This window comes from Bradyrhizobium sp. WSM1417 (genome assembly GCF_000515415.1).
Classification (GTDB): Bacteria; Pseudomonadota; Alphaproteobacteria; order Rhizobiales; family Xanthobacteraceae; genus Bradyrhizobium.
The window spans coordinates 4,750,449-4,769,894 of sequence record NZ_KI911783.1; the positions used below are offsets into that span (position 1 = coordinate 4,750,449).

General features: G+C 62.6%; 36 protein-coding genes and 1 tRNA gene. 20 read left to right on the plus strand and 17 right to left on the minus strand.

Translation table 11 applies throughout. The features are described from left to right. The 17 genes from BRA1417_RS0122940 to BRA1417_RS44170 form a co-directional block, all read right to left on the minus strand. Positions 1-663, minus strand: a complete 663-nt coding sequence (locus BRA1417_RS0122940; RefSeq protein WP_084462277.1) for a PEPxxWA-CTERM sorting domain-containing protein — start codon at positions 661-663, stop codon at positions 1-3. Between the two features lie 543 nt (positions 664-1,206). After that, a complete protein-coding gene (locus BRA1417_RS40700; RefSeq protein ID WP_051448364.1) occupies positions 1,207-2,397 on the minus strand; it encodes a tyrosine-type recombinase/integrase in 1,191 nt (396 codons plus the stop codon). Between the two features lie 5 nt (positions 2,398-2,402). Continuing rightward, complete coding sequence (locus BRA1417_RS40705; RefSeq protein WP_063628392.1) at positions 2,403-2,675, minus strand: AlpA family transcriptional regulator; 273 nt, start codon at positions 2,673-2,675, stop codon at positions 2,403-2,405. Next, the gene (locus tag BRA1417_RS0122955) at positions 2,672-2,941 is read right to left on the minus strand and encodes a GIY-YIG nuclease family protein (RefSeq protein WP_027517823.1); all 270 of its coding nucleotides are present in this window, start codon (positions 2,939-2,941) and stop codon (positions 2,672-2,674) included. Before BRA1417_RS0122955 ends, BRA1417_RS40705 begins: the two co-directional genes overlap by 4 nt. 107 nt (positions 2,942-3,048) lie before the next feature. Beyond that, positions 3,049-3,213, minus strand: a complete 165-nt coding sequence (locus BRA1417_RS44160; protein WP_156948864.1) for a hypothetical protein — start codon at positions 3,211-3,213, stop codon at positions 3,049-3,051. Beyond that, complete coding sequence (locus BRA1417_RS0122965) at positions 3,210-3,476, minus strand: hypothetical protein (RefSeq protein WP_027517824.1); 267 nt, start codon at positions 3,474-3,476, stop codon at positions 3,210-3,212. The genes BRA1417_RS44160 and BRA1417_RS0122965 overlap by 4 nt, the downstream gene beginning before the upstream one ends. Beyond that, complete coding sequence (locus BRA1417_RS44165) at positions 3,473-3,922, minus strand: hypothetical protein (RefSeq protein ID WP_156948865.1); 450 nt, start codon at positions 3,920-3,922, stop codon at positions 3,473-3,475. The genes BRA1417_RS0122965 and BRA1417_RS44165 overlap by 4 nt, the downstream gene beginning before the upstream one ends. Then, positions 3,912-4,163: a hypothetical protein gene (locus BRA1417_RS0122975; protein ID WP_027517826.1), complete on the minus strand. Its 252-nt coding sequence runs from the start codon at positions 4,161-4,163 to the stop codon at positions 3,912-3,914. Before BRA1417_RS0122975 ends, BRA1417_RS44165 begins: the two co-directional genes overlap by 11 nt. Continuing rightward, entirely contained in the window at positions 4,160-4,729 is a 570-nt protein-coding gene (locus BRA1417_RS0122980; RefSeq protein ID WP_027517827.1) for a hypothetical protein, read from the minus strand. The genes BRA1417_RS0122975 and BRA1417_RS0122980 overlap by 4 nt, the downstream gene beginning before the upstream one ends. A gap of 283 nt (positions 4,730-5,012) precedes the next feature. Further along, entirely contained in the window at positions 5,013-5,264 is a 252-nt protein-coding gene (locus BRA1417_RS0122985) for a hypothetical protein (protein ID WP_027517828.1), read from the minus strand. A gap of 5 nt (positions 5,265-5,269) precedes the next feature. Next, positions 5,270-5,485, minus strand: a complete 216-nt coding sequence (locus BRA1417_RS0122990; RefSeq protein WP_027517829.1) for a hypothetical protein — start codon at positions 5,483-5,485, stop codon at positions 5,270-5,272. Positions 5,486-5,568: 83 nt separating this feature from the next. Then, a complete protein-coding gene (locus BRA1417_RS0122995) occupies positions 5,569-5,991 on the minus strand; it encodes a hypothetical protein (RefSeq protein WP_156948866.1) in 423 nt (140 codons plus the stop codon). Between the two features lie 4 nt (positions 5,992-5,995). Then, complete coding sequence (locus BRA1417_RS0123000) at positions 5,996-6,412, minus strand: hypothetical protein (protein ID WP_027517831.1); 417 nt, start codon at positions 6,410-6,412, stop codon at positions 5,996-5,998. Further along, a complete protein-coding gene (locus BRA1417_RS41790) occupies positions 6,412-6,783 on the minus strand; it encodes a hypothetical protein (RefSeq protein ID WP_051448365.1) in 372 nt (123 codons plus the stop codon). The genes BRA1417_RS0123000 and BRA1417_RS41790 overlap by 1 nt, the downstream gene beginning before the upstream one ends. A gap of 76 nt (positions 6,784-6,859) precedes the next feature. Beyond that, positions 6,860-7,345, minus strand: a complete 486-nt coding sequence (locus tag BRA1417_RS0123010; RefSeq protein ID WP_027517832.1) for a hypothetical protein — start codon at positions 7,343-7,345, stop codon at positions 6,860-6,862. 13 nt (positions 7,346-7,358) lie between these two features. Next, entirely contained in the window at positions 7,359-7,820 is a 462-nt protein-coding gene (locus tag BRA1417_RS0123015) for a hypothetical protein (protein ID WP_027517833.1), read from the minus strand. A 109-nt stretch (positions 7,821-7,929) separates the two neighbouring features. Beyond that, positions 7,930-8,283: a hypothetical protein gene (locus BRA1417_RS44170; protein ID WP_156948867.1), complete on the minus strand. Its 354-nt coding sequence runs from the start codon at positions 8,281-8,283 to the stop codon at positions 7,930-7,932. On the opposite strand from BRA1417_RS44170, the gene BRA1417_RS44175 reads away from it, so the two are divergent. The 20 genes from BRA1417_RS44175 to BRA1417_RS0123120 all read left to right on the plus strand — a co-directional run bounded on the left by BRA1417_RS44175 (position 8,276) and on the right by BRA1417_RS0123120 (position 19,443). Then, the gene (locus BRA1417_RS44175; RefSeq protein WP_156948868.1) at positions 8,276-8,548 is read left to right on the plus strand and encodes a hypothetical protein; all 273 of its coding nucleotides are present in this window, start codon (positions 8,276-8,278) and stop codon (positions 8,546-8,548) included. The two genes, BRA1417_RS44170 and BRA1417_RS44175, sit on opposite strands and share 8 nt — an antisense overlap. 26 nt (positions 8,549-8,574) lie before the next feature. Beyond that, positions 8,575-8,820: a hypothetical protein gene (locus BRA1417_RS0123030; RefSeq protein ID WP_035968740.1), complete on the plus strand. Its 246-nt coding sequence runs from the start codon at positions 8,575-8,577 to the stop codon at positions 8,818-8,820. Between the two features lie 405 nt (positions 8,821-9,225). After that, positions 9,226-9,303, plus strand: a tRNA-Met gene (locus tag BRA1417_RS0123035). Positions 9,304-9,598: 295 nt separating this feature from the next. Further along, complete coding sequence (locus tag BRA1417_RS40720) at positions 9,599-10,066, plus strand: hypothetical protein (protein ID WP_156948869.1); 468 nt, start codon at positions 9,599-9,601, stop codon at positions 10,064-10,066. 118 nt (positions 10,067-10,184) lie between these two features. Next, positions 10,185-10,427, plus strand: coding sequence for a hypothetical protein (locus BRA1417_RS0123045; protein WP_027517836.1), 243 nt, complete (start codon positions 10,185-10,187; stop codon positions 10,425-10,427). Beyond that, positions 10,424-10,756 carry a hypothetical protein gene (locus tag BRA1417_RS0123050; protein ID WP_027517837.1) on the plus strand — a complete coding sequence of 111 codons (333 nt, stop codon included), beginning with the start codon at positions 10,424-10,426 and terminating at the stop codon, positions 10,754-10,756. Before BRA1417_RS0123045 ends, BRA1417_RS0123050 begins: the two co-directional genes overlap by 4 nt. After that, on the plus strand, positions 10,756-11,280 hold the full coding sequence (locus BRA1417_RS0123055) for a phosphohydrolase (protein WP_027517838.1): 525 nt from the start codon (positions 10,756-10,758) through the stop codon (positions 11,278-11,280). Before BRA1417_RS0123050 ends, BRA1417_RS0123055 begins: the two co-directional genes overlap by 1 nt. Beyond that, positions 11,280-11,615 (plus strand): hypothetical protein, encoded by a 336-nt coding sequence (locus BRA1417_RS0123060; protein ID WP_027517839.1) that lies wholly within the window; start codon positions 11,280-11,282, stop codon positions 11,613-11,615. Before BRA1417_RS0123055 ends, BRA1417_RS0123060 begins: the two co-directional genes overlap by 1 nt. Further along, the gene (locus tag BRA1417_RS0123065; RefSeq protein ID WP_027517840.1) at positions 11,612-11,941 is read left to right on the plus strand and encodes a hypothetical protein; all 330 of its coding nucleotides are present in this window, start codon (positions 11,612-11,614) and stop codon (positions 11,939-11,941) included. The genes BRA1417_RS0123060 and BRA1417_RS0123065 overlap by 4 nt, the downstream gene beginning before the upstream one ends. Further along, a complete protein-coding gene (locus BRA1417_RS44180) occupies positions 11,938-12,102 on the plus strand; it encodes a hypothetical protein (protein ID WP_156948870.1) in 165 nt (54 codons plus the stop codon). Before BRA1417_RS0123065 ends, BRA1417_RS44180 begins: the two co-directional genes overlap by 4 nt. Beyond that, entirely contained in the window at positions 12,102-12,713 is a 612-nt protein-coding gene (locus BRA1417_RS0123075; RefSeq protein WP_027517841.1) for a J domain-containing protein, read from the plus strand. The genes BRA1417_RS44180 and BRA1417_RS0123075 overlap by 1 nt, the downstream gene beginning before the upstream one ends. After that, positions 12,713-13,798 (plus strand): DUF5131 family protein, encoded by a 1,086-nt coding sequence (locus BRA1417_RS0123080; protein WP_027517842.1) that lies wholly within the window; start codon positions 12,713-12,715, stop codon positions 13,796-13,798. The genes BRA1417_RS0123075 and BRA1417_RS0123080 overlap by 1 nt, the downstream gene beginning before the upstream one ends. After that, entirely contained in the window at positions 13,795-15,024 is a 1,230-nt protein-coding gene (locus tag BRA1417_RS41795) for a ParB/RepB/Spo0J family partition protein (protein ID WP_051448366.1), read from the plus strand. The genes BRA1417_RS0123080 and BRA1417_RS41795 overlap by 4 nt, the downstream gene beginning before the upstream one ends. Beyond that, on the plus strand, positions 15,021-16,076 hold the full coding sequence (locus tag BRA1417_RS42940; protein ID WP_245286263.1) for an MT-A70 family methyltransferase: 1,056 nt from the start codon (positions 15,021-15,023) through the stop codon (positions 16,074-16,076). The genes BRA1417_RS41795 and BRA1417_RS42940 overlap by 4 nt, the downstream gene beginning before the upstream one ends. Then, positions 16,055-16,423, plus strand: a complete 369-nt coding sequence (locus BRA1417_RS0123095) for a hypothetical protein (RefSeq protein WP_027517844.1) — start codon at positions 16,055-16,057, stop codon at positions 16,421-16,423. The genes BRA1417_RS42940 and BRA1417_RS0123095 overlap by 22 nt, the downstream gene beginning before the upstream one ends. Beyond that, positions 16,420-16,641, plus strand: a complete 222-nt coding sequence (locus BRA1417_RS0123100; protein ID WP_027517845.1) for a hypothetical protein — start codon at positions 16,420-16,422, stop codon at positions 16,639-16,641. Before BRA1417_RS0123095 ends, BRA1417_RS0123100 begins: the two co-directional genes overlap by 4 nt. Continuing rightward, a complete protein-coding gene (locus tag BRA1417_RS0123105; protein ID WP_027517846.1) occupies positions 16,638-16,985 on the plus strand; it encodes a hypothetical protein in 348 nt (115 codons plus the stop codon). The genes BRA1417_RS0123100 and BRA1417_RS0123105 overlap by 4 nt, the downstream gene beginning before the upstream one ends. Positions 16,986-16,988: 3 nt before the next feature. Further along, positions 16,989-17,417, plus strand: coding sequence for a hypothetical protein (locus BRA1417_RS0123110; protein ID WP_027517847.1), 429 nt, complete (start codon positions 16,989-16,991; stop codon positions 17,415-17,417). Further along, entirely contained in the window at positions 17,410-17,571 is a 162-nt protein-coding gene (locus BRA1417_RS44185; protein ID WP_156948871.1) for a hypothetical protein, read from the plus strand. Before BRA1417_RS0123110 ends, BRA1417_RS44185 begins: the two co-directional genes overlap by 8 nt. A 15-nt stretch (positions 17,572-17,586) precedes the next feature. Continuing rightward, positions 17,587-19,443 (plus strand): hypothetical protein, encoded by a 1,857-nt coding sequence (locus BRA1417_RS0123120; RefSeq protein ID WP_027517848.1) that lies wholly within the window; start codon positions 17,587-17,589, stop codon positions 19,441-19,443. Positions 19,444-19,446: the final 3 nt, after the last annotated feature.

The following is a 19,446-nucleotide window of genomic DNA, read 5'->3' on the forward strand; positions in this document are numbered from 1 at the left end:
TTAGACCAGTCGGAACGCGGCCGACGAGCGACGACGATAGGCAACGAAGCCCACGCCGGCGAAGCCAAGCAGCATCATGGCCCATGTAGTCGGCTCGGGAACGGCAGTAATTGCCATCACACCGGACAGTTCAAACTGTTTGATCTGTTCGAAGCCAAGAGTGGAGTGCAATGCAATCGAAGTCAGGTTGGTGCCGTTGATTGCCAGCGCGGTAAATTCGGTGTTTCCATTTGGCAGGTTGCTCAGGGTCGAAAAACCGCCATTGGAGGCCGTGATCGTGAATGGATTGGGGCTCAGGATATCGAACACCAGATCGGTGAAGGTGAAGCCTGCCGCAATGGTGATGAGCAGATCGTGATAGGGCGCCAGAGTTCTGCCGCTTCCGGTCGCGTCAATGGAAGCGAAGCCGTTTTTGGCATCGACGATGATGTCGCTGACGAAAGATACGAGGGGCGTTCCAGACTGGCTGCCCACGTGACCTGTGATCGTCTTCCCGGTCAGCTTGTCCAGATAGATTTTGGCTTCATCAGCCGAATTATTCTGACCGATGCTGACGGACAGGTCTCCGGTCGTGTTCACGACTGGAACGGCGCTGGCAATTCCAGCAAACGCCATTGTTGCGACCATAATCCCGCTCGCAACTGCCGAGCGAATAATATTCATGTTAAAACTCCTACGCTGATTAAAATTTATTTACGAATTGAAACTTATATAGATCTTTAATACATAAGCAAACTGGAATCGGGAAAATTTGGTAGTTGATTCGCGGCTTTTAGGACGCGAGCTTGGCGGGGCGCTGGTCCGATCTTGGCAGTTTGCTTAATGCCGCTCTGCTGATCACGTCGCTGATGCGGGGCGAGGTCCGGCTCAGACGCGGGACCCTAATCGCCGCAAGACTTTGATATTCATGGAAAGATCTGGGATATTTCGGCAATTGAACGGAAGCTGGCGCACTGTCGCCAGCTCGCGAAAGAGTTTCCCCATGGCCCGACGGCGAAGCATATCCAGATCTGGAGGACGAACTCAGAGCCGAGCTGGCGAACGAGCTGCACTGCCCTCAAAATACGAATGGTTAATTCGCGCGGCTAAGGCCGAGTTCGGCCACCTTTGTCCGGCTACTGTTCTCCGCGCAGCATGAAGTTGCCAAATTGCGCTATTCCGCAAACTATTAGTTGCTTAGCTTTTTCGCCTGATTTTCTCACCGTTTTAATCGTCATCGTCGTCCTGTCCGCCCGGCGTGAACACCAGCAGGCTCATCGCGCCGCCGGCCATCAACTGCTGCTGCACGGCCTTGGTGTAAAGCTCCGCTTGGGCGAGAGTCTTCCATCCGAAGATCGCCATGAGCTGATGCGGCGTCGCGCCGTTCTCCGCCGACATCGTCGCGCCGGCCTTGCGGAGCCCGTGGGCGCGTCCGGGAACGCCGGCCTCCACACATCGGTCACAGAACCAGTTGCCAAGCCCCTTGGTCGTGTGCGGCTTGCCGTGGGCCGTTTCGAGGAAGGTCATCGCGCCGAGCACGCCGGCATCCTTGGCTTCGCCGAGGACCGTCTCGAGCTGCGGCAGGATCGGGATCACCAGGTCGACCGGGGCACGGTTCCGGTTTTTGTGCTGGCGGAAGGCGAGCCAGCGTCCAGGGTGGATCTTGCGCAGCTTGGGCGCGATGTGCCGGGGCAGGCGGATATGCTGCCGGCCGAACTTGGCGACATCGGAGATGCGTTGCCCTAGCAGCAGGAACAGCATCAGGGCCAGATGAGCCTTGGTGCCGGGCGGATGTCGCTCGACGTAGATCTCGATCTCCGGGATTGACCATGTGTGATGGCCGGTCGATCTGGGCCGCTTCAACAGGTCGATCGCCTTCGCGCGGTTGACCTGGATCAGGGGCGGCGTCTGCTTGACTGCCCATTCCGACATCTTCCGGATCGCCTTGAGCCTGGCGTTGGCGGCGTCGATCGACGTCAGTGCCTTCCGATTCACCAGTAGTTCGATCTTGTCCTGTGGAATATCGCAGCCGAGCTCGCCGACGTCTTCGGGATCGTCCTCGCTTGCGGGCTCCCGACACAGGGCCGCGAGGATTCGGCGGCGGTTCTTCTGGGTCTCGATGTCATAGCCGCGAAATTCGAGGCTCTCGCGCATGTACTTGGCGCACAGCCAGCGCAGCGTGTTGACCTTCACTTGCGCCGGCGGAGCGGCCTTTGTCGATGCCAGCACGGCCTTGGCGTAGGGCCGATCGGCGAGTGCCGCGGCGTATTCCTCGAAGAACTCCGCCGAACCGACCGCTTCGCGCAGCCGTCTTTTGCGCAGCTTCTTCGTGTCGGGATTCCACTTGATGAAGTAAAGCCGGTCGTTGCCGTGCCGGTCCGGGTCGTGGTGGACGTAGCGCGGCAGGATCTCGGGCATGGAGCTTAGTTCACCTTGGCCCAGCCGCCGGCTTGAGGCTGGAGGGGGGCGTCGCTGGCGGGCGAGGGCGCGCTTTCATCCGGCAGGCTTTCGAAAGCCCTGTCAAGCTCATAGCGGTCCCATATGCGACAGCCATGCACAAGTTTACCGCGCGGCATCAGGCCTTCGGCGATAAGCTTGTCGAACGTCGATGGTTTGAATCCAACCCAGGCGGCGGCGTCCTCGCGTCGAAGTCCACGGTTGGGGTAGGGGCGATCGGAGTTATCCGGGCGGGTCATGCCCCTGCTCCACGATCCATGACACAGTGGGTGCGATTGTCCGCGATGAAGGCGAGCAAATCGTCGGTCAGGCGAAACCAGTCCCCCCTGATGTGACCGGCCCTGAATCGGGAGTGAAGTTGCCGTTCGCGGGCGGCGCCGCCTCGCAACACCAGCAAGGGCTCGAGAGTGAAAGGGCAGCCGGTCTGCACGTTGATCAGTCGTTGGCGCACATCGGCTGCGCTGCCGATTTTGATGAATTCACCGGCGCGTACGAAATAGACCAACGATCTGCTCTTCCGAGGCACCGCCGGGGTCGGAGGAGGGCGCGACTGATCGGGGCTGCGCACCGTAAGGGCCCATGCTCGCCGGCGGCGTTCACCTGGTGAAAGGGTCATTGGCGAGGCTCGTCGGGCGGCAGGTCTAGCAGTGTCCGGACGGCATCCATCTTCGCCAAAAGGTCGACGATCAACGGCGCCGTGTCGGCGTAGGCGTCGGGCAATTCTTTGAGATACTGCCGGATTTCTTCGGCGGCATCGTGGAGTGTATCGGAGATCATCGGTCAGCCTCCACTCTAAGCGCTTGGCAGCCCTCGCCCTGGATAGCGCCGCAGGCCATGCAGCTGCCGTCGAGGTCGACCTCATTCGTGGCGCAGCGCCGCGGCGGGGCGTCGTCGTCGCTGATGCGGCGTTCGATGACGCTGGTGCAATCGAGCATGCGGGCGACCATGGCCTCGCAGTCGCCGAGCTCGACCTGCCGGATGCCGCGGGCTTGCAGGTCGCGCATCAGCACGCCGGCCATGATGATGCTGACGCCGCTCATTGCTGTTTGCTCCGCTCCGCGATCGCAACCATCACGACGGCCCGCATCGCGACCAGATCGCCGCGCTGGGCGTAGAGCCGCGTGGTCACCCGATAGGGGTTGATCCCGAGCTGCGCCCAGAACGCTTCTTCGCCGCCGCGGTGCTGGGCGTGCTTCGCGTTCAGGTGGTCGTCGCGGCACAGCGGCAATGCGCGATCGTCGGAAACACGCTTGCCGAGCATGTTCTTCATGCCGAAGGCGGCACAGGAATATTTGACGTGAGCTGCCTCGCCGCACGGTTCAACCCCGCAGTAAAGGCACGGCAGCTGCCGCACCTCAGCGAGGTACTTTGGGTCACCTCCTTTCGGTTCTGCCTCCACGCGCCGCGGTGCGGCCGCGGTGATGCGCTTGAGCAGCGAGCCTGGCGGCTCGGGGCGGGAAACGCGTTGCGGGCGGCTAATCGGCATCGATCAAGCTCCGCCGTTGCCCGCGTTCGAAGCTGACCTTGCCGTTACGACGCAGGGTCTTGATTTCGCCGTCGACGACAACGAAGCGGCCTTCCTCGTCGAATTGCGGCTGGACGACGTATCCAGCTTCGTCATCGGCCTCGATCACGGAATGCAGCTGGACGCCATCGATCCATATCTCAGGCGAGACCAGGAACACCCTACGCCAGCAATGTTCGCCATCTTCTGCGGTGATCTTCATTGCCGGCTCTCTGGATCTTCGGGCGGCCGCAAGCTGTCGATGTGAACGCCACACTTCGCGCAGACCTTGGGATCGAGCGCGAGCGCTACGTGCCCCGGGCAGTTCTCTTCGCGCCCGAAGTTCTCAAACATCGAGTGAGCGGTGGCGACGCTTAGCGTCGAGGACACCTCACCATTGATATTCTCAATCACCAGTGCGAACTGGTTTCCCGATTCAACGGCAGCAAAATAATGGTCGAGCTGCAACGTATCGATGTGCACGATCACCTTGTGAAGCGCACCGGCGAGAAACATAGCGATGTCGGTTGGCGAGGCCTCCCGCTGCTGTGCCGGCTGCGAGCCAGCCTTCAGCTGAAGAACCATGTGGTGGCCGATGTAGGTCTGAAGCCGCTCGGTCAACGATTGCCCGGGAACGTCACCGAGCATATCCAACGCCCGCTGCAATTCGTCGGCTGCCCAGCGAAGCTCATTAGCGATGCGGTCGGATGAGCGGCCGGGGATGGGCCCCATCCGAGTATCAATCTCGTTGGCGCTGGCGGTCAGATCGGCGACCTGGATCTGTCTCATGGCTCGTCCCTCCGAAACGTCGCGCCACCATCCGGGGACCAAGAGGCGATTAGGTGAGGCCGGAGCAATCCGGCTTCAGGATCTGTGAAGTTTCCGATGCCGAGATATCGAACGGTGCGCATGCAGCCTGCGCAGTGGCACGTCTGCCCGTTGCAAACCGGGCAGAGCCCGGGCGGGTCGTTTTCGCAGGGCACGAGATCCGCCCAAACGAACAACCGGAGACAGTCCTGACAAAGCGCGTGCGTTTCGCTGTCAAGCCCGGGATCGATGCCGGCCACGTCGGTCATGGCTCGCTCATCTCCATCGCCACCACATGCTCTGCGGCTGTCTGCCGGGCATCGGCAAGTAGTGCGTGAACCTCGAAGGGCGAGTAGCCGAACGAGACCAAAGTCATGATGGAATCGGAGTGGTCAACGAAGGCGCCGGTCTCGACCAGCCGCGAGGCCATCTCGGCGACCTTGGCGATGCGCTGGGCCCGGACGGCATCGAGGCAGAGTGAGCCGTCGGGGAGGGCATGGATGGTGATGGGCTGCATGTGCATCAGGCCCAAAAGATGCGCGCGCAATGGCAGCACACGACGTCGCCGCACGATCCGATGGCATGGTGCCGACCATCCGGGCTCAACGCGCAGCGCGCGCTGGTGCCGAACGGGTCCGCGATCGTGGCAATCACGCAGCCGATCTCGCGCTCGCCGACAAAACTGATGATATTAGCAGGGCGCTCGGCGTGGCGGGCCGGCGTTCGGGCGATTTGCATGGCGGTGGTCCTCTGGCGGTTGAAAGAAGCGCGAGGTGGGCGGCGGCGTTACGCCACGTGCTGCCGCCCGGCCGCGCGGGTGGTCAGGTGAACAAGTTCTGGCTGTCGTGTCGGGCATGCGGGCTGCGATGCCCGCGGTAGAAATTCCGCTTCGTGGCCGCGCGCGCGACGGCGCGATCGAGCACCTCGCGCGTGGCCTGGTTGAACAGGGTTGGGTCGATGAAGCGCGGATGCAGGTTCTTCGCTTCAGCGAAACTCTTGGACATCGTCGCGATCAGAATGCCGCGCTCCGAGGGCACCTCGATCGTCACCATCGCCTTCGGCACCCACACGGCCTTGGCCGCAATGCCGCAATCGGAGACGAGGATCGCCTTGGCCGTCTGGCCATGGCGGACCAGCACCAGGGCCGTCATGCCGGGGCTGGTCGGCACGACGGCCCTTCGGCCGAAACCACGAGGCGCTACGCTCGCGGCAACAGAATTGGTGAAGTGGGCAATGGTACGCATGACGCTACTTTCCTTGCACTGGTTGACGCTTGGTGGTGTCGCAGCCGGCAAGATGCTCGGCATATTCGCGAGCCTCGCCGCTGCCGAACGGAAGCGGGCGCGGGCCGTCGATCGCGCGGGCGACTGCCGCGACGATCAGGTGCTTGACCCATTCTTCCGGCGAGTGGTCGGGCGTTGGCTTGCTGGTGCTGATGAGATGGAAACGACCGGCGAGATGCTTCGCGTCATTCAAAAGCGATGAGAGGGCTTTTGCGCCTTCGTCGGTTTCGCAATAGGTGCCGATCAGTGTGACGTCGTCGTAGCGAACGCCAGTCTTGCGCTGGACGCGTGCGCCGCAAGTGCCGTCATAGGCGGGCCGCACGACGTAGTCGCCGATAGCGGGAGCGACAGCCTGGGTGGGTTTCAGCTTGGCGGACGGCATCACGCACCCATCCGACGTTCGGCGGCGTGGATGGCGTCGCAGGCGCGACTGTCGCGCTCCTGGGCGTCGAAGGCGTTGAGCAAGATACGTTGGCGCCATCCGATGACGGCGTTGCGGTCGATCAGCTGCACGCGGCCGAGGCCATCGCAAGCCTGACATGGGACGTCATAGCGCCCGGCGAGATAATCGTCTCTGAAGTCGTCGTCCTGGTCGGCCCATTCGGAAGCCGTGAACGCACCAAGGTGCGAGCTGCTTTTGGCGGTGCCCTCACAGTGCGAGCAGATCAGCCACTTCGTGGGAAATTGCGCCTTGATCTCGTCGCGGTTGGTGAAGATCGAAACCGAGATCGTGCTGCGAGCGGCGGACGGCATGGAGGGCTCCGTGTGTTGACGGAGCCGATAATAAGACGTTTTGTCTTTTCGTCAAGGACGATTTGTCTTATTCCGTCTAGAGCCCTTTATTCGAATTTGTCAGCCTTGGGTGGTAGCTGAGAGAATAGCTCTGGTCTTCGGCAAACCCTATCCTGGTGATGTCAATCTGATCGCCGGCAGGCCGCCAAACCATGAAATCCATGATCTGGGATCTCGTGTTCGTCGCCGGCTCGCCGTATTTTGCCCTAAGAGAGCCAATCAGCTGGTTGCCCTTCGACGGATCATCGAGGCGCAGGGTAACGATCGCGAGCTTGTGAGTCTGGTTGTCGAAGAAGGCGAACGCAGTGAACGGCAAATCACCTGATTGATAGGACCCGTAGAGCAGCGCCGTTTCGTTAGCCGTCTTCTGTTTATTGCAGACCGCGCTGCATCGCTTCATCTGGCTCTTCGATGCGGCGACGACCTGATCGACGGTCATTCCCCATTTGGTGTACTGCCAATCCGCACTGGCCGCTGAGGTTGTGGCGAGAAATACGCCAATGCTCGCTGCAATCAATTTCACGGGTGAAATTTCCTTAGGCTGCTCGACGCTTGACGGTTTTCGGCTTTCTGCCCCGCTTCTCAACGGGCCGTTCGACGGCGGGTCCGCTGTAGAGCCAACCGATGGTCACGTTCGTCAGCGCGCAGAAGGAGGGAATGAGGTGATGAGGCAGGGGCGAGCGCGTTTCATATTTCTGGTAGGCGCTCGCCGCCTTCGAATCATCTTCCGCCGCAAGACCCATCTCGATCGCTATCGAGGCCTGGGTGAACCCGGCGTTGTGTCGAGCGTAGGCGGTTCTCGCCAAGAACTCCTCTTTGAAGTCGCTGACTTTGCGGGGCTTTTTCATGAAGACATTATGTCTTTGTGGAATACCCCCGTCGTCCGACAAGATGTCCTTGTCGTTTAAGACGATTTGTCTTATCTCCGTTGGTATGGTTGATTCGTTCCGCTCCATCATTGATCTCTGGCCGACGCGCATCGCGATGGCGTCGGACATCGGCGGGGACGCTGGTGAGGTCTCCAAATGGTGGCAGCGTGACAAGATACCCGACAGGTGGTGGGCACGGGTCGTTTCGACGGCGACGGCCAATGAAAACGGCGTCACCCTAGAAGTCCTTGCCCGGCTCGCGGCCGGCGCGGATGCCGAAGGGGCCCGCGCATGACGCCGCGCAGGAAAGCGAATTACCAAGCCCATTCCACCCGCCCCATTCTTTTTGCTTATTTTTCCTATCCTGATTGGGACCACAGGAACCTTCAACTAAAATCTGCATGTCTTCGTCAAAGTACGGAGAGGGTGTCCCGGGACGAAACAGCTTTTGCGCGCGCAGGTAGAGCAAGCCGGCATGGCCGTCATGCAGATCAGATTGCGCGCGTCCCGACAGGAATATCGCTGCGTTGCGCAAGCGGGCCTGCAGTTCAATCGACAGTGTTGCGTTGCGTAGGGGGTATGTCGTGTCCATTGTCGAATCGTGCACGTTGCCGCCCGTGCGGCCTAGGAGAACACTGCGAACAGTTGTTCGTAGAAAGTTCGAGAGAGAAAATCTTTCCAAGTTCGGGCGCGTCTGCGCTGAACTATGGCCGGACCAGAAGGTCGACGTCATCCTGGCGCAGCGCATCGGCTGCACTGAACGCGCCGCTCAATTCTACATCAGCGGTGGCCGCGAGCCTTCTTATGAAGCGCTCATGGTTGTGCTCGACGAGCTGCGCCCCCGCAAGCGGGCTTGAGACCAATCATCAACAGGAGGAATTCCATGTCGAACATTCTCGGCACGACCCGGCGCGACAAGATCACGGGCTTTCAGGGCGTGGTGACCGGTTACTGCGAGTACATCAGCGGCTGCAACCAGGCTCTATTGGTGCCGAAGGTCGACGAGAAAGGCTCTCACGTCGAACCGCACTGGTTCGATGTGCAGCGGCTGGAGCAGGTTGGCACCGAAGTGCTCAAGCTGGACAACGGTTCATCACCGGGCTGCGATATGGCGGCGCCGAAGCGCTGATTGAATCCCGAGCGAAAGAACCAAAGGCAAACGCAGGATCAGCGGTCGCGACATCGGGCCGCCCTGCATGGGTTCGAGTAGGATCGTCCGTGGTCGGGTCGCGGACTGCAACGTCTGAGAGAATGGACGCGACGGGCGGAGAGAGTGCCGCACCTTTTCAGCTTTGCTCGCCCGACTGGTCAGTTGACCCTCAAATAAACCGAGCATGGCGCGTTGCCCTTCGAACGGAAGGGCCTGCTGCATACGAGCGTCGTTACGGCGAGCGGTCCAGCATGGAAGCGGGAATAGACGCGCCCCGGGCCCACGGCGGTAGCATCAGACGTCGCCGAACGTCAGAGAGGTTTCGTGGGACGGCGGCGCGAGGGCAGGTGTGCCTGCTCGATCGTTCGTCATCGGCTAATTTCATGCAGGGCAGAGCAGCCCGGTCAGCTCATGTGGCTCATAACCACAAGGTCGTCAGTTCGAATCTGACCCCTGCAACCAATTCAGTTTCGGACGGCGTCACAAACGGCTCTCTTCCCTCGGGAGAGAGTGAGCCTGCGGTGACGCTGGTTCTCGCGCCGTCCGAATCCAGTTCGGGCGACGGCCTTGGCATCCATCAGCCCGGGTCAATGACACGTGGGTTCGCGGTTGAGCGTCAACCTGCGTCGGGAAGGGCGCGTGATCGCGCTATGTGCCCCGCCGTCGCCCGATTCAACCAGGGGAGGGCGGCGTAATGGGCAGCAAGACTAATCCAGGTCAATTCGACTGCTACGCCAGCGCGCTCCCAGACGAGCCGATGTTCATCCTGCTCGCGCGCGACCCGATGGCGCCGGCGTTGGTCCAAATGTGGGCCATCTTGCGGAAGCAACTGATAGCGACGGGCGAGAAGCCCCTCGAAGACATGGAGTTGGCCGACGAGGCGGAGACTTGCGCCGCCGTGATGCGTGCTTGGCGCTGGAACAATGAAGGAAAATGGAGCGTGCCCGCGGACGAAGGCATCGATCCGACGACAGCCGATCTGTTCAAGCCCACAGGAAACCACGGTCTCGTCGACGCCGAGATCTGCTTCAACTCGCTACTGCTGGTCGGCGATACCGACGTCACCGAAGAGCTGGTCGCCACCTGGACGCAAGAGCAGATGGACCGTGCGTACGACTGGGCCATGAGGGTTCATCTTCACGCCAGCGACAACCCCGGCGTTCTCGTGCCGGCTAGACCCGACTTCATTCTGAATTTCGCGAGGGCCGCCAGCACCGATAGCTGACGTCCTCGCATCCAGTTCCAGTAAGCATCACTAGCGTATCCCGACATCACCTGCAGCTGCACCCGTTCGGTCATTTCCGGACGTGAGCTTCTGCGTCCCTGAACCATGGAGCTGTTCGATGTCTCCGATCGTGCATCACCTGATCACCAGCCTCTTCGCCTACACCATGATCGGCTCCCTGGTGTGGATGGTGATCTACAGCTACGGCCATTTGGCGCGCGTGTACGACGAGCCCTCGGGCAGCGGCGAGGTGATCGACGGCATCGCCAACATCATCATCACCTTGACGCTGATCCTCGGCTGGCCCGGCATGCTCGGCGTCGTCCTGCACTGGGCCCGGCAGCGGAGGGCGCGCCAGTGAAGATCATCGACAACATGATGGTCGTGCTTCCCATCGCCGCAATAGCGATCGCGCTGCTGTTGGCGTGCGCGCTACGGATCGTCCGCCGAGGGGCCGCGTCGTCTCCTTCGCTTTCCGCGGTGGCGGACGATCCGTTCTTTTATCCGTTCGGCGAGATGCCGACCGTCCCGCCCGAGCGCCGCCTGGTGGCACGCGACTTCCGCGCCTGGGGCATTCCACTTCGTTCGCATTCCGCCGCGGTTGCCCACCAGCGGAATGAGGGCGACGGCCGTCCTGCATCCCTGTCGGGGACGGCCGTCGTTCTCAATTTTCCGAAGAGGAGCGCGTGATGCAACTCGCAGGTTGGATTCAGACGTTCACAGGTAAAAAGTTCTGGCCGCTCGATCCACGGCCTGAGGATGTCGATATCGTCGACATCGCTCACGCCCTGGCGATGCAGTGCCGGTTTGGCGGGCACTGCCTCAAATTCTACGCCAACGCCGAGCACTCGGTTTACGTCTCGCATCACAGTGGCGCCGACGCGCTCGCCGGATTGCTGCACGATGGCAGCGAGGCCTACCTGCTCGACATGTTGTCGCCCATCAAGGCTTTCATGCCGGACTACAAGGCGGCAGAGAAGCGGTGCCAGGCCGTGGTCTACCAGGCGTTTGGCCTGCCAGACGAGACGCCGGCGAGCGTTAAGACCGCCGATCGGCGCCTGCTCAAGACTGAGCGAATGCAGATCATGGCCCCTTCGGCGGATCCGTGGGTGATCGATGCCGAGGAGACGCTGCCGATCCAGATTGGAGGCTGGTCACCCTCGACGGCCAAGGTGGCCTTTCTCGATCGGTTCGAGCAGCTGAGGAAGGCGTGATGCAGCAACATCTCACCCGCGCCGAGCAGGCCAATCTGATCGCCGGCCACGCCGTCGCCTACGCGACCGCCTACCTCGATGGCCGCCACACCGCGCAGCAGCTCGCCGACAACGCCGACCGGCTGTTCCTCGACCTGCTGGTGATCGAAACCGCCGAGACCAGCACCTTCCTTATTCCGGTGCAACTGCTTGCCCTCACCATGATGCGTACCGCGCGCTGTGCGCGGGATATCTCGCAATGGCCGTCACGGGAGGATCGCTGGCAGGCCGTCATGGCCTCGCTCGTCGACCTCGTCATGAACGAAAGCCGCGAGCTCACAAAGGACCCATCATGAAGCCGCTCTCCGAGCACATGACCGTGCTGATCGCGACCGCCGAGGACATGATGCGGCGGCCGGTCCATCAGATCCCTACTGCGCTCCCGGCTGGTTTCGCCGAGATGGCTGCGGAGATCTATCGCGCTGATGCTTCGCCTTGCGACGGGATCCGCTCAACCATCGCTGCCGTTATCATGTGCAAGGCAATCGAAGGCTTCTTCTCCGGTCAGGCCGGTGATGGACACTATCAGTCGACCATCGGCCACACGCTGCCGCGCCTTAAAACGGAGGCATGGCAGCAGATGAAGAATGAGCGAGCGGTCTCCGAGGAGACGCGGCGATGAGCGTCAACAACGAAGAGATCCGCCGCGAGGTCGATCGGCGCCTCGCCGCCGCGCTTCGCGATGCGGCCGGCAGCGCGCTCGGCATGCCGGGTTCCGTCGACACCTTCAAGGCCATGCTCGAACGCGCCGATCTCGCGCTCGTCCTGAAAGAGGGGGTGTGATGGCCGATCGCTCCACACCCCAGGCGCAGGCCTATCCCCTGCAATGGCCGTCCGGTTTCCCGCGCTGGAAGCAGGGCCGCGTCTCGGGCTCGTTCAAGACGAACTTCGAGACGGCCTTGCGCAACGTCAAGAAAAGCCTCGAGCTGTTCGCCAAGGACAGCGGCAAGAAGATCGAATTCCCGGTTCTGTCGAGCAACATCGACATGAACCCGCTGACCTCGAATTCCGGCAACCGCCCCGCGGATCCCGGCGTCGCGGTCTGGTTCGCCTGGGATGGGCTGCAGGTCTGCATTCCCGTCGATCGCTACGACACGCCGGCGGCCAACCTGCAGGCCATCCATCACATCATCGAGGCACGCCGCGTCGAGCTCCGCCACGGCACGCTCGCCCTGGTGCGCGCGACCTTCTCCGGCTTCCAGGCGCTGCCGGCGCCGAAGGGCAAACATTGGCGCGACATCCTGCAGGTCGGCGGCAACCCGACCAGGGCCGTGGTCGAGGCCAACTACAAGCGCCTGGCGCAGGACTACCACCCCGACCGCGCCGGCGGCTCGATCGAGAAGATGTCCGAGCTCAACGCCGCGCGTGATGCGGCTATCGCGGAGATCGGGTGATGGCAGACCGCTCGGCAATCGAATGGACCGACGCAACGGTTAACTTCTGGTGGGGCTGCACCAAGGTTGGGCCCGGCTGTGATCACTGCTATGCGGAGACCTGGTCGAAGCGCACCGGCGGGGCGCATTGGGGCCATGGTGTGCCGCGCCGGAAGATCGCAAGCGCCGCGAAGTTGATCCATCGGCTCGACAACGACTACGCCGACTTCGCCGCTGATTGGCATGTGGCCGACGGCAATGCGCAAGCCTTCGGCCTTGAACGGCCGCGGCCTGGCTACAGGCGACGCGTCTTCATTCAGTCCATGTCCGATCTCTTCGATCTGGAAGTGCCACTGGAATGGTTCGCCGAGGCCTGGGGCCTGATCAAGGTCTGCAACCGCATCGAGATCCAGATCGTCACCAAGCGCATCAGCGCCGTCGAGAAGCGTCTCGCGGCAATAGGTGAAGATCTGAGGCGATGGCCGCAGCATGCCGGCCTCATCATCACCGTCGTCAACCAGGATGAAGCCGATCGAGATGTGCGCCGCCTTCTCGATCTCAAGGCGAAGCTCGGCATTCCCTGGGTTGGGCTCAGTTGCGAGCCTCTGCTGGGTCCCGTCGATCTGACGCGCATCTGTATCTTGCCGCAGAGGCCGGGATCGATCCGCGCCGGAATCCACCTGAATGCGCTCGCCGGCCTCTACTGCGAGAGCGGCATGCCGTACACGGGCGATTGGGACGTTTCGAAGCCAGCACCCACGATTCCGCCGGTTAGGCTCGACTGGGTGATCGTCGGCGGCGAGAGCGGCCGCGAGGCGCGCGTGATGCACCCTGACTGGGCTCGATCGCTGCGCGACCAATGCACCGCAGCCGGCGCGCCCTTCCTTTTCAAGCAATGGGGCGAATGGGCTCCGTCGACGCCGGCGGAAGCGAAAGGCAACCCGCGATCCGGATGGCAAGCGATGGCTGCACATCCGCACGTCGCCAAGGCAGCCGAACTCTATCCCGAAGCCGGCGCGAAGTTCGTCGCGCGCGTCGGCAAGAAGGCAGCCGGCCGCCTTCTCGACGGCGTCGAGCACAACGGCTTCCCGAAGGTGCCGGCATGACGCTCCGCGCCATCGACCCGGCGCCCTTCCGCGCCCGTTACGCCGGTCCGGCCTCGGAGGTCGGCGAGCGGCCGGAGCTGCAGTGGCTCAAGATCGCAAAACTTCGGATCGACCCGCGCTATCAGCGCGAGATCGGCCGCCGCGGCGGCGACAACATCGTTGCGATCGCACCGGCGTTCAAATGGGCGAAGTTCGCGCCGGTGGTGGTCGCGCCGATCGACGGCGGCCTGTTTGCCATCATTGATGGTCAGCACCGCACCACAGCTGCGGCGCTGCGGGGCTTCGAGTCCGTGCCCTGCGTCATCATCCAGGTCGACGGCGCCGAGCAGGCTGACGCCTTCGTCGCCATCAATGCCAACGTCACTGCGATGTCGCCCCTGCAGCTGCACGCCGCGCGCCTGGCCGCAGGCAACAGCGACGCGGCCGATCTGACCGAAGTCTGCCGCGAGGCGGGCGTCACGATCTGCCGCTACCCGGTTCCGGCGAACAAGATGAAGCCAGGCGAAACCCTCGCCGTGGGCATGCTGCAGTCGGTACTCGCCAAGTTCGGCCGTGAGGTGCTCATCACCGCGCTGTGCTGCATCACCAAGACCCGGCGTGGCAATCCCGGGATGATCCGCAAGCAGATCGTGCAGGCGGTGTGCGCCGTCCTCGAGGCCGAGAGCACGTGGCTTGCCGATCGCAATCGCCTGATCTTCGCCATGCAGACCTTCGACTTCGCGGCGCAGTTTTCCGCAGCCGCGGCCAAGTCGATCGATGCAGGCGAAACCGTCTCGGCCCTTCTGGTCGAGGCGATCGCGGCCCATCTCGACGGCAAGGTCGAGACGGCGCCGCCCGCGGCCGCTCCTCCAGCCCCGGCGGCCGCGAAGTCACCCGCAGCTACGGCGACGCCGCCGGCGGCGCCGAAGCCTGCGACCAGCCCAAAGCCTGCGAGCAACGGGCGCCCGTCGGGCCCGCTCTCGATCAGCCGGGAGGAAGTCAGCTGCAATGGTCTGCGCATCCGCGTGGTCCCGCGTGCGGCACTGCTGCTGCAGGCGCTTGCGAAGGCCCAGCCGCAGTGTGTCGGCGACGAATGGCTGATCCAGAAGATCTGGAGCGTGCGGCCGAACAATGCGGGCGAATTGCTCGACCAGCTCGTCCGTGATCTCGACGGGCTGAAGAAGCTTGGCCTCGAGGTGCGGACGCAACGGGGCATCGGCCGGCAGCTGGTGGAAATTCCGAGATGACCCAGCTCGCCGCCTACGATCGCGCCCGCGTCGCGCTTGCCGAGGCCACCCGGGTCGACCAGGTGCTCTCGATCCGCGACGAGATGCAGCACGTCAAGCTCTATGCCCGGCAGATCCAGGACAAGGCCTTGCTCGAGGACGCGATCGTTCTGCAGACCCGAACCGAACGCCGCCTGGGAATCCTGCTCGCGGCCGCCAAGGAAGCCGGCCAGATCGCGGAAGGCCGCAAGCGGAAAGACGACACGGAAGGCGAGCGCGTTACGCTGACCGAGATCGGCGTCGACCGCAAACTGTCGGCAAGGGCACAGAAGGCCGCGGCGCTCGATGACGAGCATTTCGAGCGCTTGATCGAGCACACCCGCGAGAAAGTCCGCGGCGGCGGCGCCATCCTGGTCGATCCTGTCAGCGCCGCGACCAAGGAAGCCGAGATCGCCGATCGCCGTGCCCAGCACGCCGCCCGCACCCTCAACGGCGGCTGCATCGCGGATCTCGGCGCGCTGGCACTGACCGGCAAGCGCTTCGGTTCGATCGGTTCTGACCCGCAATGGAAGTTTTTGACCAGGTCGGCCGCCGGCGAGGGCCGGTCCGCCAACATCCATTACAAGACCGAAGAGGTCGACAAGATCAAGGACCTCCCCGTCAACGAGCTTCTCGCCGACGATGGCGCCTTCTACATGTGGATGGTCGACTGGTGCCCGCAGGATGCGCTCGATCTGCTCGCGCATTGGGGCCTCAAGCACGTCACCACGGCCTTCACCTGGGTCAAGCAGAACGCATCCGGCGAGGGCTGGCATATGGGGCAGGGCTATTGGACCCGCGCTAATCCAGAGCAGTGCTGGCTCGCGACCAAAGGCAACCCCAAACGTCTCTACGCCGACGTGCGCCAGCTGATCGTCGCCCCGGTGATGGAGCATTCCCGCAAGCCCGACGAATGGCTCGACCGGATCGAGCGCCTCACTGAAGGCGATTACCTCGAGCTTCAGGCACGGCGGCCGCGAAAAGGATGGACGAGCTGGGGTGACGAGCTCGAATGGACGGGGGCCGCAGCATGACGTCTCGCACCAAGGAAAACAATCGCGAGTACATGCGCGATTACATGCGCGATCGTCGCAAGGTCAAAAAGGATGTGCGCCGGAAAGCGGCTTCAGGTCGCAACCGCGAGGCCGATCTCGCCCGCAAGCGTGACGAGTACAGGTCCGAGGCTCGTGGCATCCATACCAAGGGCGACTTCGTCCGCAGGGGCGATGCCCTTTACGATCCCCTGCGCGATGCTCCTTTGTTTTATGCCGACCTGACCGCTGCGATCCTTAAGGATCCACCGATCGGCCGGCGCGCGATCGACGAGCACATGGCGCGTTCGGCTACCCGCTCGATATCGCTGGCGGGAGATCTGCCATGACTTCACAGCCCCCTTTCTTCAACGCACCCAGTATCGGCATCGGAAGCTGCAAAGACCCGGCTTGCCGCTCGGTGCATGTTCATCTGCTGGACGAGCAGGATCAAGCGCACGCACAGTTCGTGATTAACTGCGAGCACATCGAAGACGTGATCGCCGACCTGCGCACCGTGCGCGATCGGATCGTCACGGGCGGCGAAAAGAAGGGGCTCGACAATTGACCCATCGTCACCGCCTCGCCACCCGCCGGCGCCACGAAACCATCGCGATGGAGCACGAAGGCCAACGCTACAAGGTTGGGCTCGGCCGGGAGGTCCTGTGCGACGGTAGCTGCGGCGCGACGGCGATGCGCTTCGGTCCGATCGCCGAAGTCTTTTTCAATGCCCAGAAGGTCAACTCGCCGATCGACGTGCTGGTCTCCGACAGTGCGATCCTGATGTCGATGCTGCTGCAGTACGGCTGCCCGCCCGCGGACATCTTCCACGCTATGAAGCGCAATCCGGATGGTTCGCCGGCGTCGCCGCTCGGCCGCGCCGCGGCCTACCTGGTCGAGGGCGAGCGATGATCCATGACCGATCACGACCTCAGCGACAAGCCCGTCCGCGAGAAGGCGCGAACGATCGGCGATATGATCGCGATCACAATGCATCCGGCCTTCCGGCTGGGATTCCTGGATGCGCGCGCCGGCAGGCCGCTCGATCACGACACAATCATGGCGCGGATATTCTCCGAAACGCCGGCCGGCGCCCTGAAGCGGCTCGGCTGGTCGACACCGGATCTGTTCGACGGGCCCGACATGTTCGGTGTCGAGAGCGCACAAGCCAAGCGCGCGGCGCTGAAGGTCGAGGTCGCCCAGTATCGCTACGAAGAAGGCCGCACGCTGTTTCTGGAATACGGCGTCCGCTGCAAGGCGTGGGGCCATCCAGACTTTCCGCCCGCGCAGGTGCGCGACTTCTGTCGAAAGCGCTTCGAAGAATTGAGGTCAGGTCATGACTGACATCGAGCGCCAGCTGCTGCTCAACCAGATTGCCATCATGGAGGCCTTGATCCCGCTTGGATCAAGCGGCCCGGAAGGCACGCGCGAGATCCTGCGCCGCCGGTACCGCGAGAGCGCCGAACTCGTCCGTCAACATTCACCCCCAAAAACCTGAAGGGATTCCGCCGCCATGGATATCAAGGTGCCGTTGAAGATGCTCAAATTCGGCCACGAAGACGGCGAGGGCATCAACGCCCGCGTCGCCGGCCGCGATGACGGCATTGCCGCGCTTGCCGCCAACCTCAACGCCAACGGCCAGATCGAAAACCTCGTCGTCAAGGACGCCGGCGACGGCTTCTTTTCGGTCGCCAATGGCAACCGGCGCCTTGCCGCGTTCCGCATGATGTACGGCGACGGCTCGGACCAGCCGATCGGCTGCACCCTGCACCAGGTCGATAACGCCAAGGCCTTCGAGTATTCGCTGGCAACCGCGATCACGGCGGAGCAGCTGCATCCCGTCGACCAGTATGAGGCCTTCGCCAAGCTCAAAGAGCGCGGGCAGACGGAAGAGGAGATCGCCCAGCACTACGGCTTGACGGTCAAGTATATCCGCCAGCGGTTGGCGATGGGGTCTTTGTCGCCGCTGGTCCGTCAGGCCTGGCGATCGGGCGAGTTCGATGAAGAGGCGGCCAAGGCCTTCACGCTCGCGGCCGATCACGCGCAGCAAGAGAAGGTGTTAGAGAAGCTCCGCAAGGATATCGCCGAGCAAAGCTGGGGCGACGGCAAGATCGACGCCGACGAAGTCGAGGACGAACTCAAGGTCGACCCCAACAACATCGGGTATCTGCTGCGCTTCGTGGGCACCGAGTCCTATGAGGCCAAAAAAGGCAAGATCATCACCCGCGATCTGTTCGGGCATCGCCACAAGGTGTCTGACGAAAAGCTTTTGAAGAAGCTTGCCGATGAAAAGCTCGAGGACGCCTGCAGGCGGCTAAAGAGCGAGGGCTGGTCTTTCGCGACCACCGGCCGCCCGAACAACTCTTGGGATTACGGCACAACGAAAATCGAACCGACACCGACGGCCGACGAAGATGCCCGGATCGAGCATCTCAATCAAATCATCGGCGACGACAACAGCCTAATGACCGGGGAGATGACCGCGGATCAAGTCCAGGCACGCACCGAGATGCAGGCGATCTGGAAGGCCATCCTCGATCGGGCTTATACTTCAGAAATGCGCGCCAAAAGCGGATGTTGGGTGGAAATCGACCATAACGGTGAGCTCAAGGTTGAGTACGGCAAGATCAAGCCGAAGGAAAAGGCAGCAGCGGCCGTCGTCGAGCGCACCGAGCGCAAGAAGGCCGCCGCGAACCAGTCCGCGGCCGAAGGCAAGCCGGCGCCGGAGTCGAAGGTCGTCTCGAACGCCCTTAGGCAGCGCCTTGAGGCGCAGCTGATCACGGCAACGCGCGATGCGATCGCCGGTGACCCGCTGCTCTCGGAATCGCCCTTGGCTGAGGTCATGGCCAAAACCATTTGCAGCATGATCACCCCCGATCGGGCTTATTCGATGCCGGATGGCGTGCGGACCAAGTTGCCGACCATCCGACAGGTGCTGGATGAGAACGTCTTCAACGCCGCGATGGCGAAGCGGTTCGATGCGAAGGACTATTTCTCCAACGCGCCGAAGCCGCTGGTGCTGAAGGCCATCAGCGAGGCGGTCAATCCAGACGAGGCCCGCAAGCTTGCCAGCAAGACGAAAGCCGACATCTGGAAGTGGGCGCTGGATAATCTGGCGAAGACCGGCTGGCTGCCAAAGGAGCTCCGCACCGTTCACTACAAGGGGCCGGGATCGGAAGGCTACAAAAAGCCAGTGACTGATGCCAAGGGCGCCAAGCCGGACATCGCGACTGCGATGCATGATGCCCTGACAAAGGCGGAGAAGGCGATGAAGCCGCTGAAACGCGCGGCCGCGGTACGAGAGTCCGCGAAGGCCGCTGCGAAGAAGGCCGCCAAGAAGCCCGTCAAAAAACCTGCGAAGAAGAAGTAACGG

Coding starts and splice junctions, on each gene's coding strand:
- BRA1417_RS0122940 (WP_084462277.1), bottom strand. CDS start 663: ATGAATATTATTCGCTCGGCAGTTGCGAGCGGGATTATGGTCGCAACA.
- BRA1417_RS40700 (WP_051448364.1), bottom strand. CDS start 2,397: ATGCCCGAGATCCTGCCGCGCTACGTCCACCACGACCCGGACCGGCAC.
- BRA1417_RS40705 (WP_063628392.1), bottom strand. CDS start 2,675: ATGACCCGCCCGGATAACTCCGATCGCCCCTACCCCAACCGTGGACTT.
- BRA1417_RS44160 (WP_156948864.1), bottom strand. CDS start 3,213: ATGATCTCCGATACACTCCACGATGCCGCCGAAGAAATCCGGCAGTAT.
- BRA1417_RS0122965 (WP_027517824.1), bottom strand. CDS start 3,476: ATGAGCGGCGTCAGCATCATCATGGCCGGCGTGCTGATGCGCGACCTG.
- BRA1417_RS44165 (WP_156948865.1), bottom strand. CDS start 3,922: ATGCCGATTAGCCGCCCGCAACGCGTTTCCCGCCCCGAGCCGCCAGGC.
- BRA1417_RS0122975 (WP_027517826.1), bottom strand. CDS start 4,163: ATGAAGATCACCGCAGAAGATGGCGAACATTGCTGGCGTAGGGTGTTC.
- BRA1417_RS0122980 (WP_027517827.1), bottom strand. CDS start 4,729: ATGAGACAGATCCAGGTCGCCGATCTGACCGCCAGCGCCAACGAGATT.
- BRA1417_RS0122985 (WP_027517828.1), bottom strand. CDS start 5,264: ATGCAGCCCATCACCATCCATGCCCTCCCCGACGGCTCACTCTGCCTC.
- BRA1417_RS0122990 (WP_027517829.1), bottom strand. CDS start 5,485: ATGCAAATCGCCCGAACGCCGGCCCGCCACGCCGAGCGCCCTGCTAAT.
- BRA1417_RS0122995 (WP_156948866.1), bottom strand. CDS start 5,991: ATGCGTACCATTGCCCACTTCACCAATTCTGTTGCCGCGAGCGTAGCG.
- BRA1417_RS0123000 (WP_027517831.1), bottom strand. CDS start 6,412: ATGCCGTCCGCCAAGCTGAAACCCACCCAGGCTGTCGCTCCCGCTATC.
- BRA1417_RS41790 (WP_051448365.1), bottom strand. CDS start 6,783: ATGCCGTCCGCCGCTCGCAGCACGATCTCGGTTTCGATCTTCACCAAC.
- BRA1417_RS0123015 (WP_027517833.1), bottom strand. CDS start 7,820: ATGTCCGACGCCATCGCGATGCGCGTCGGCCAGAGATCAATGATGGAG.
- BRA1417_RS44170 (WP_156948867.1), bottom strand. CDS start 8,283: ATGGACACGACATACCCCCTACGCAACGCAACACTGTCGATTGAACTG.
- BRA1417_RS0123030 (WP_035968740.1), top strand. CDS start 8,575: ATGTCGAACATTCTCGGCACGACCCGGCGCGACAAGATCACGGGCTTT.
- BRA1417_RS40720 (WP_156948869.1), top strand. CDS start 9,599: ATGTTCATCCTGCTCGCGCGCGACCCGATGGCGCCGGCGTTGGTCCAA.
- BRA1417_RS0123045 (WP_027517836.1), top strand. CDS start 10,185: ATGTCTCCGATCGTGCATCACCTGATCACCAGCCTCTTCGCCTACACC.
- BRA1417_RS0123055 (WP_027517838.1), top strand. CDS start 10,756: ATGCAACTCGCAGGTTGGATTCAGACGTTCACAGGTAAAAAGTTCTGG.
- BRA1417_RS0123060 (WP_027517839.1), top strand. CDS start 11,280: ATGCAGCAACATCTCACCCGCGCCGAGCAGGCCAATCTGATCGCCGGC.
- BRA1417_RS0123065 (WP_027517840.1), top strand. CDS start 11,612: ATGAAGCCGCTCTCCGAGCACATGACCGTGCTGATCGCGACCGCCGAG.
- BRA1417_RS44180 (WP_156948870.1), top strand. CDS start 11,938: ATGAGCGTCAACAACGAAGAGATCCGCCGCGAGGTCGATCGGCGCCTC.
- BRA1417_RS0123075 (WP_027517841.1), top strand. CDS start 12,102: ATGGCCGATCGCTCCACACCCCAGGCGCAGGCCTATCCCCTGCAATGG.
- BRA1417_RS0123080 (WP_027517842.1), top strand. CDS start 12,713: ATGGCAGACCGCTCGGCAATCGAATGGACCGACGCAACGGTTAACTTC.
- BRA1417_RS41795 (WP_051448366.1), top strand. CDS start 13,795: ATGACGCTCCGCGCCATCGACCCGGCGCCCTTCCGCGCCCGTTACGCC.
- BRA1417_RS42940 (WP_245286263.1), top strand. CDS start 15,021: ATGACCCAGCTCGCCGCCTACGATCGCGCCCGCGTCGCGCTTGCCGAG.
- BRA1417_RS0123095 (WP_027517844.1), top strand. CDS start 16,055: ATGGACGGGGGCCGCAGCATGACGTCTCGCACCAAGGAAAACAATCGC.
- BRA1417_RS0123100 (WP_027517845.1), top strand. CDS start 16,420: ATGACTTCACAGCCCCCTTTCTTCAACGCACCCAGTATCGGCATCGGA.
- BRA1417_RS0123110 (WP_027517847.1), top strand. CDS start 16,989: ATGACCGATCACGACCTCAGCGACAAGCCCGTCCGCGAGAAGGCGCGA.
- BRA1417_RS44185 (WP_156948871.1), top strand. CDS start 17,410: ATGACTGACATCGAGCGCCAGCTGCTGCTCAACCAGATTGCCATCATG.
- BRA1417_RS0123120 (WP_027517848.1), top strand. CDS start 17,587: ATGGATATCAAGGTGCCGTTGAAGATGCTCAAATTCGGCCACGAAGAC.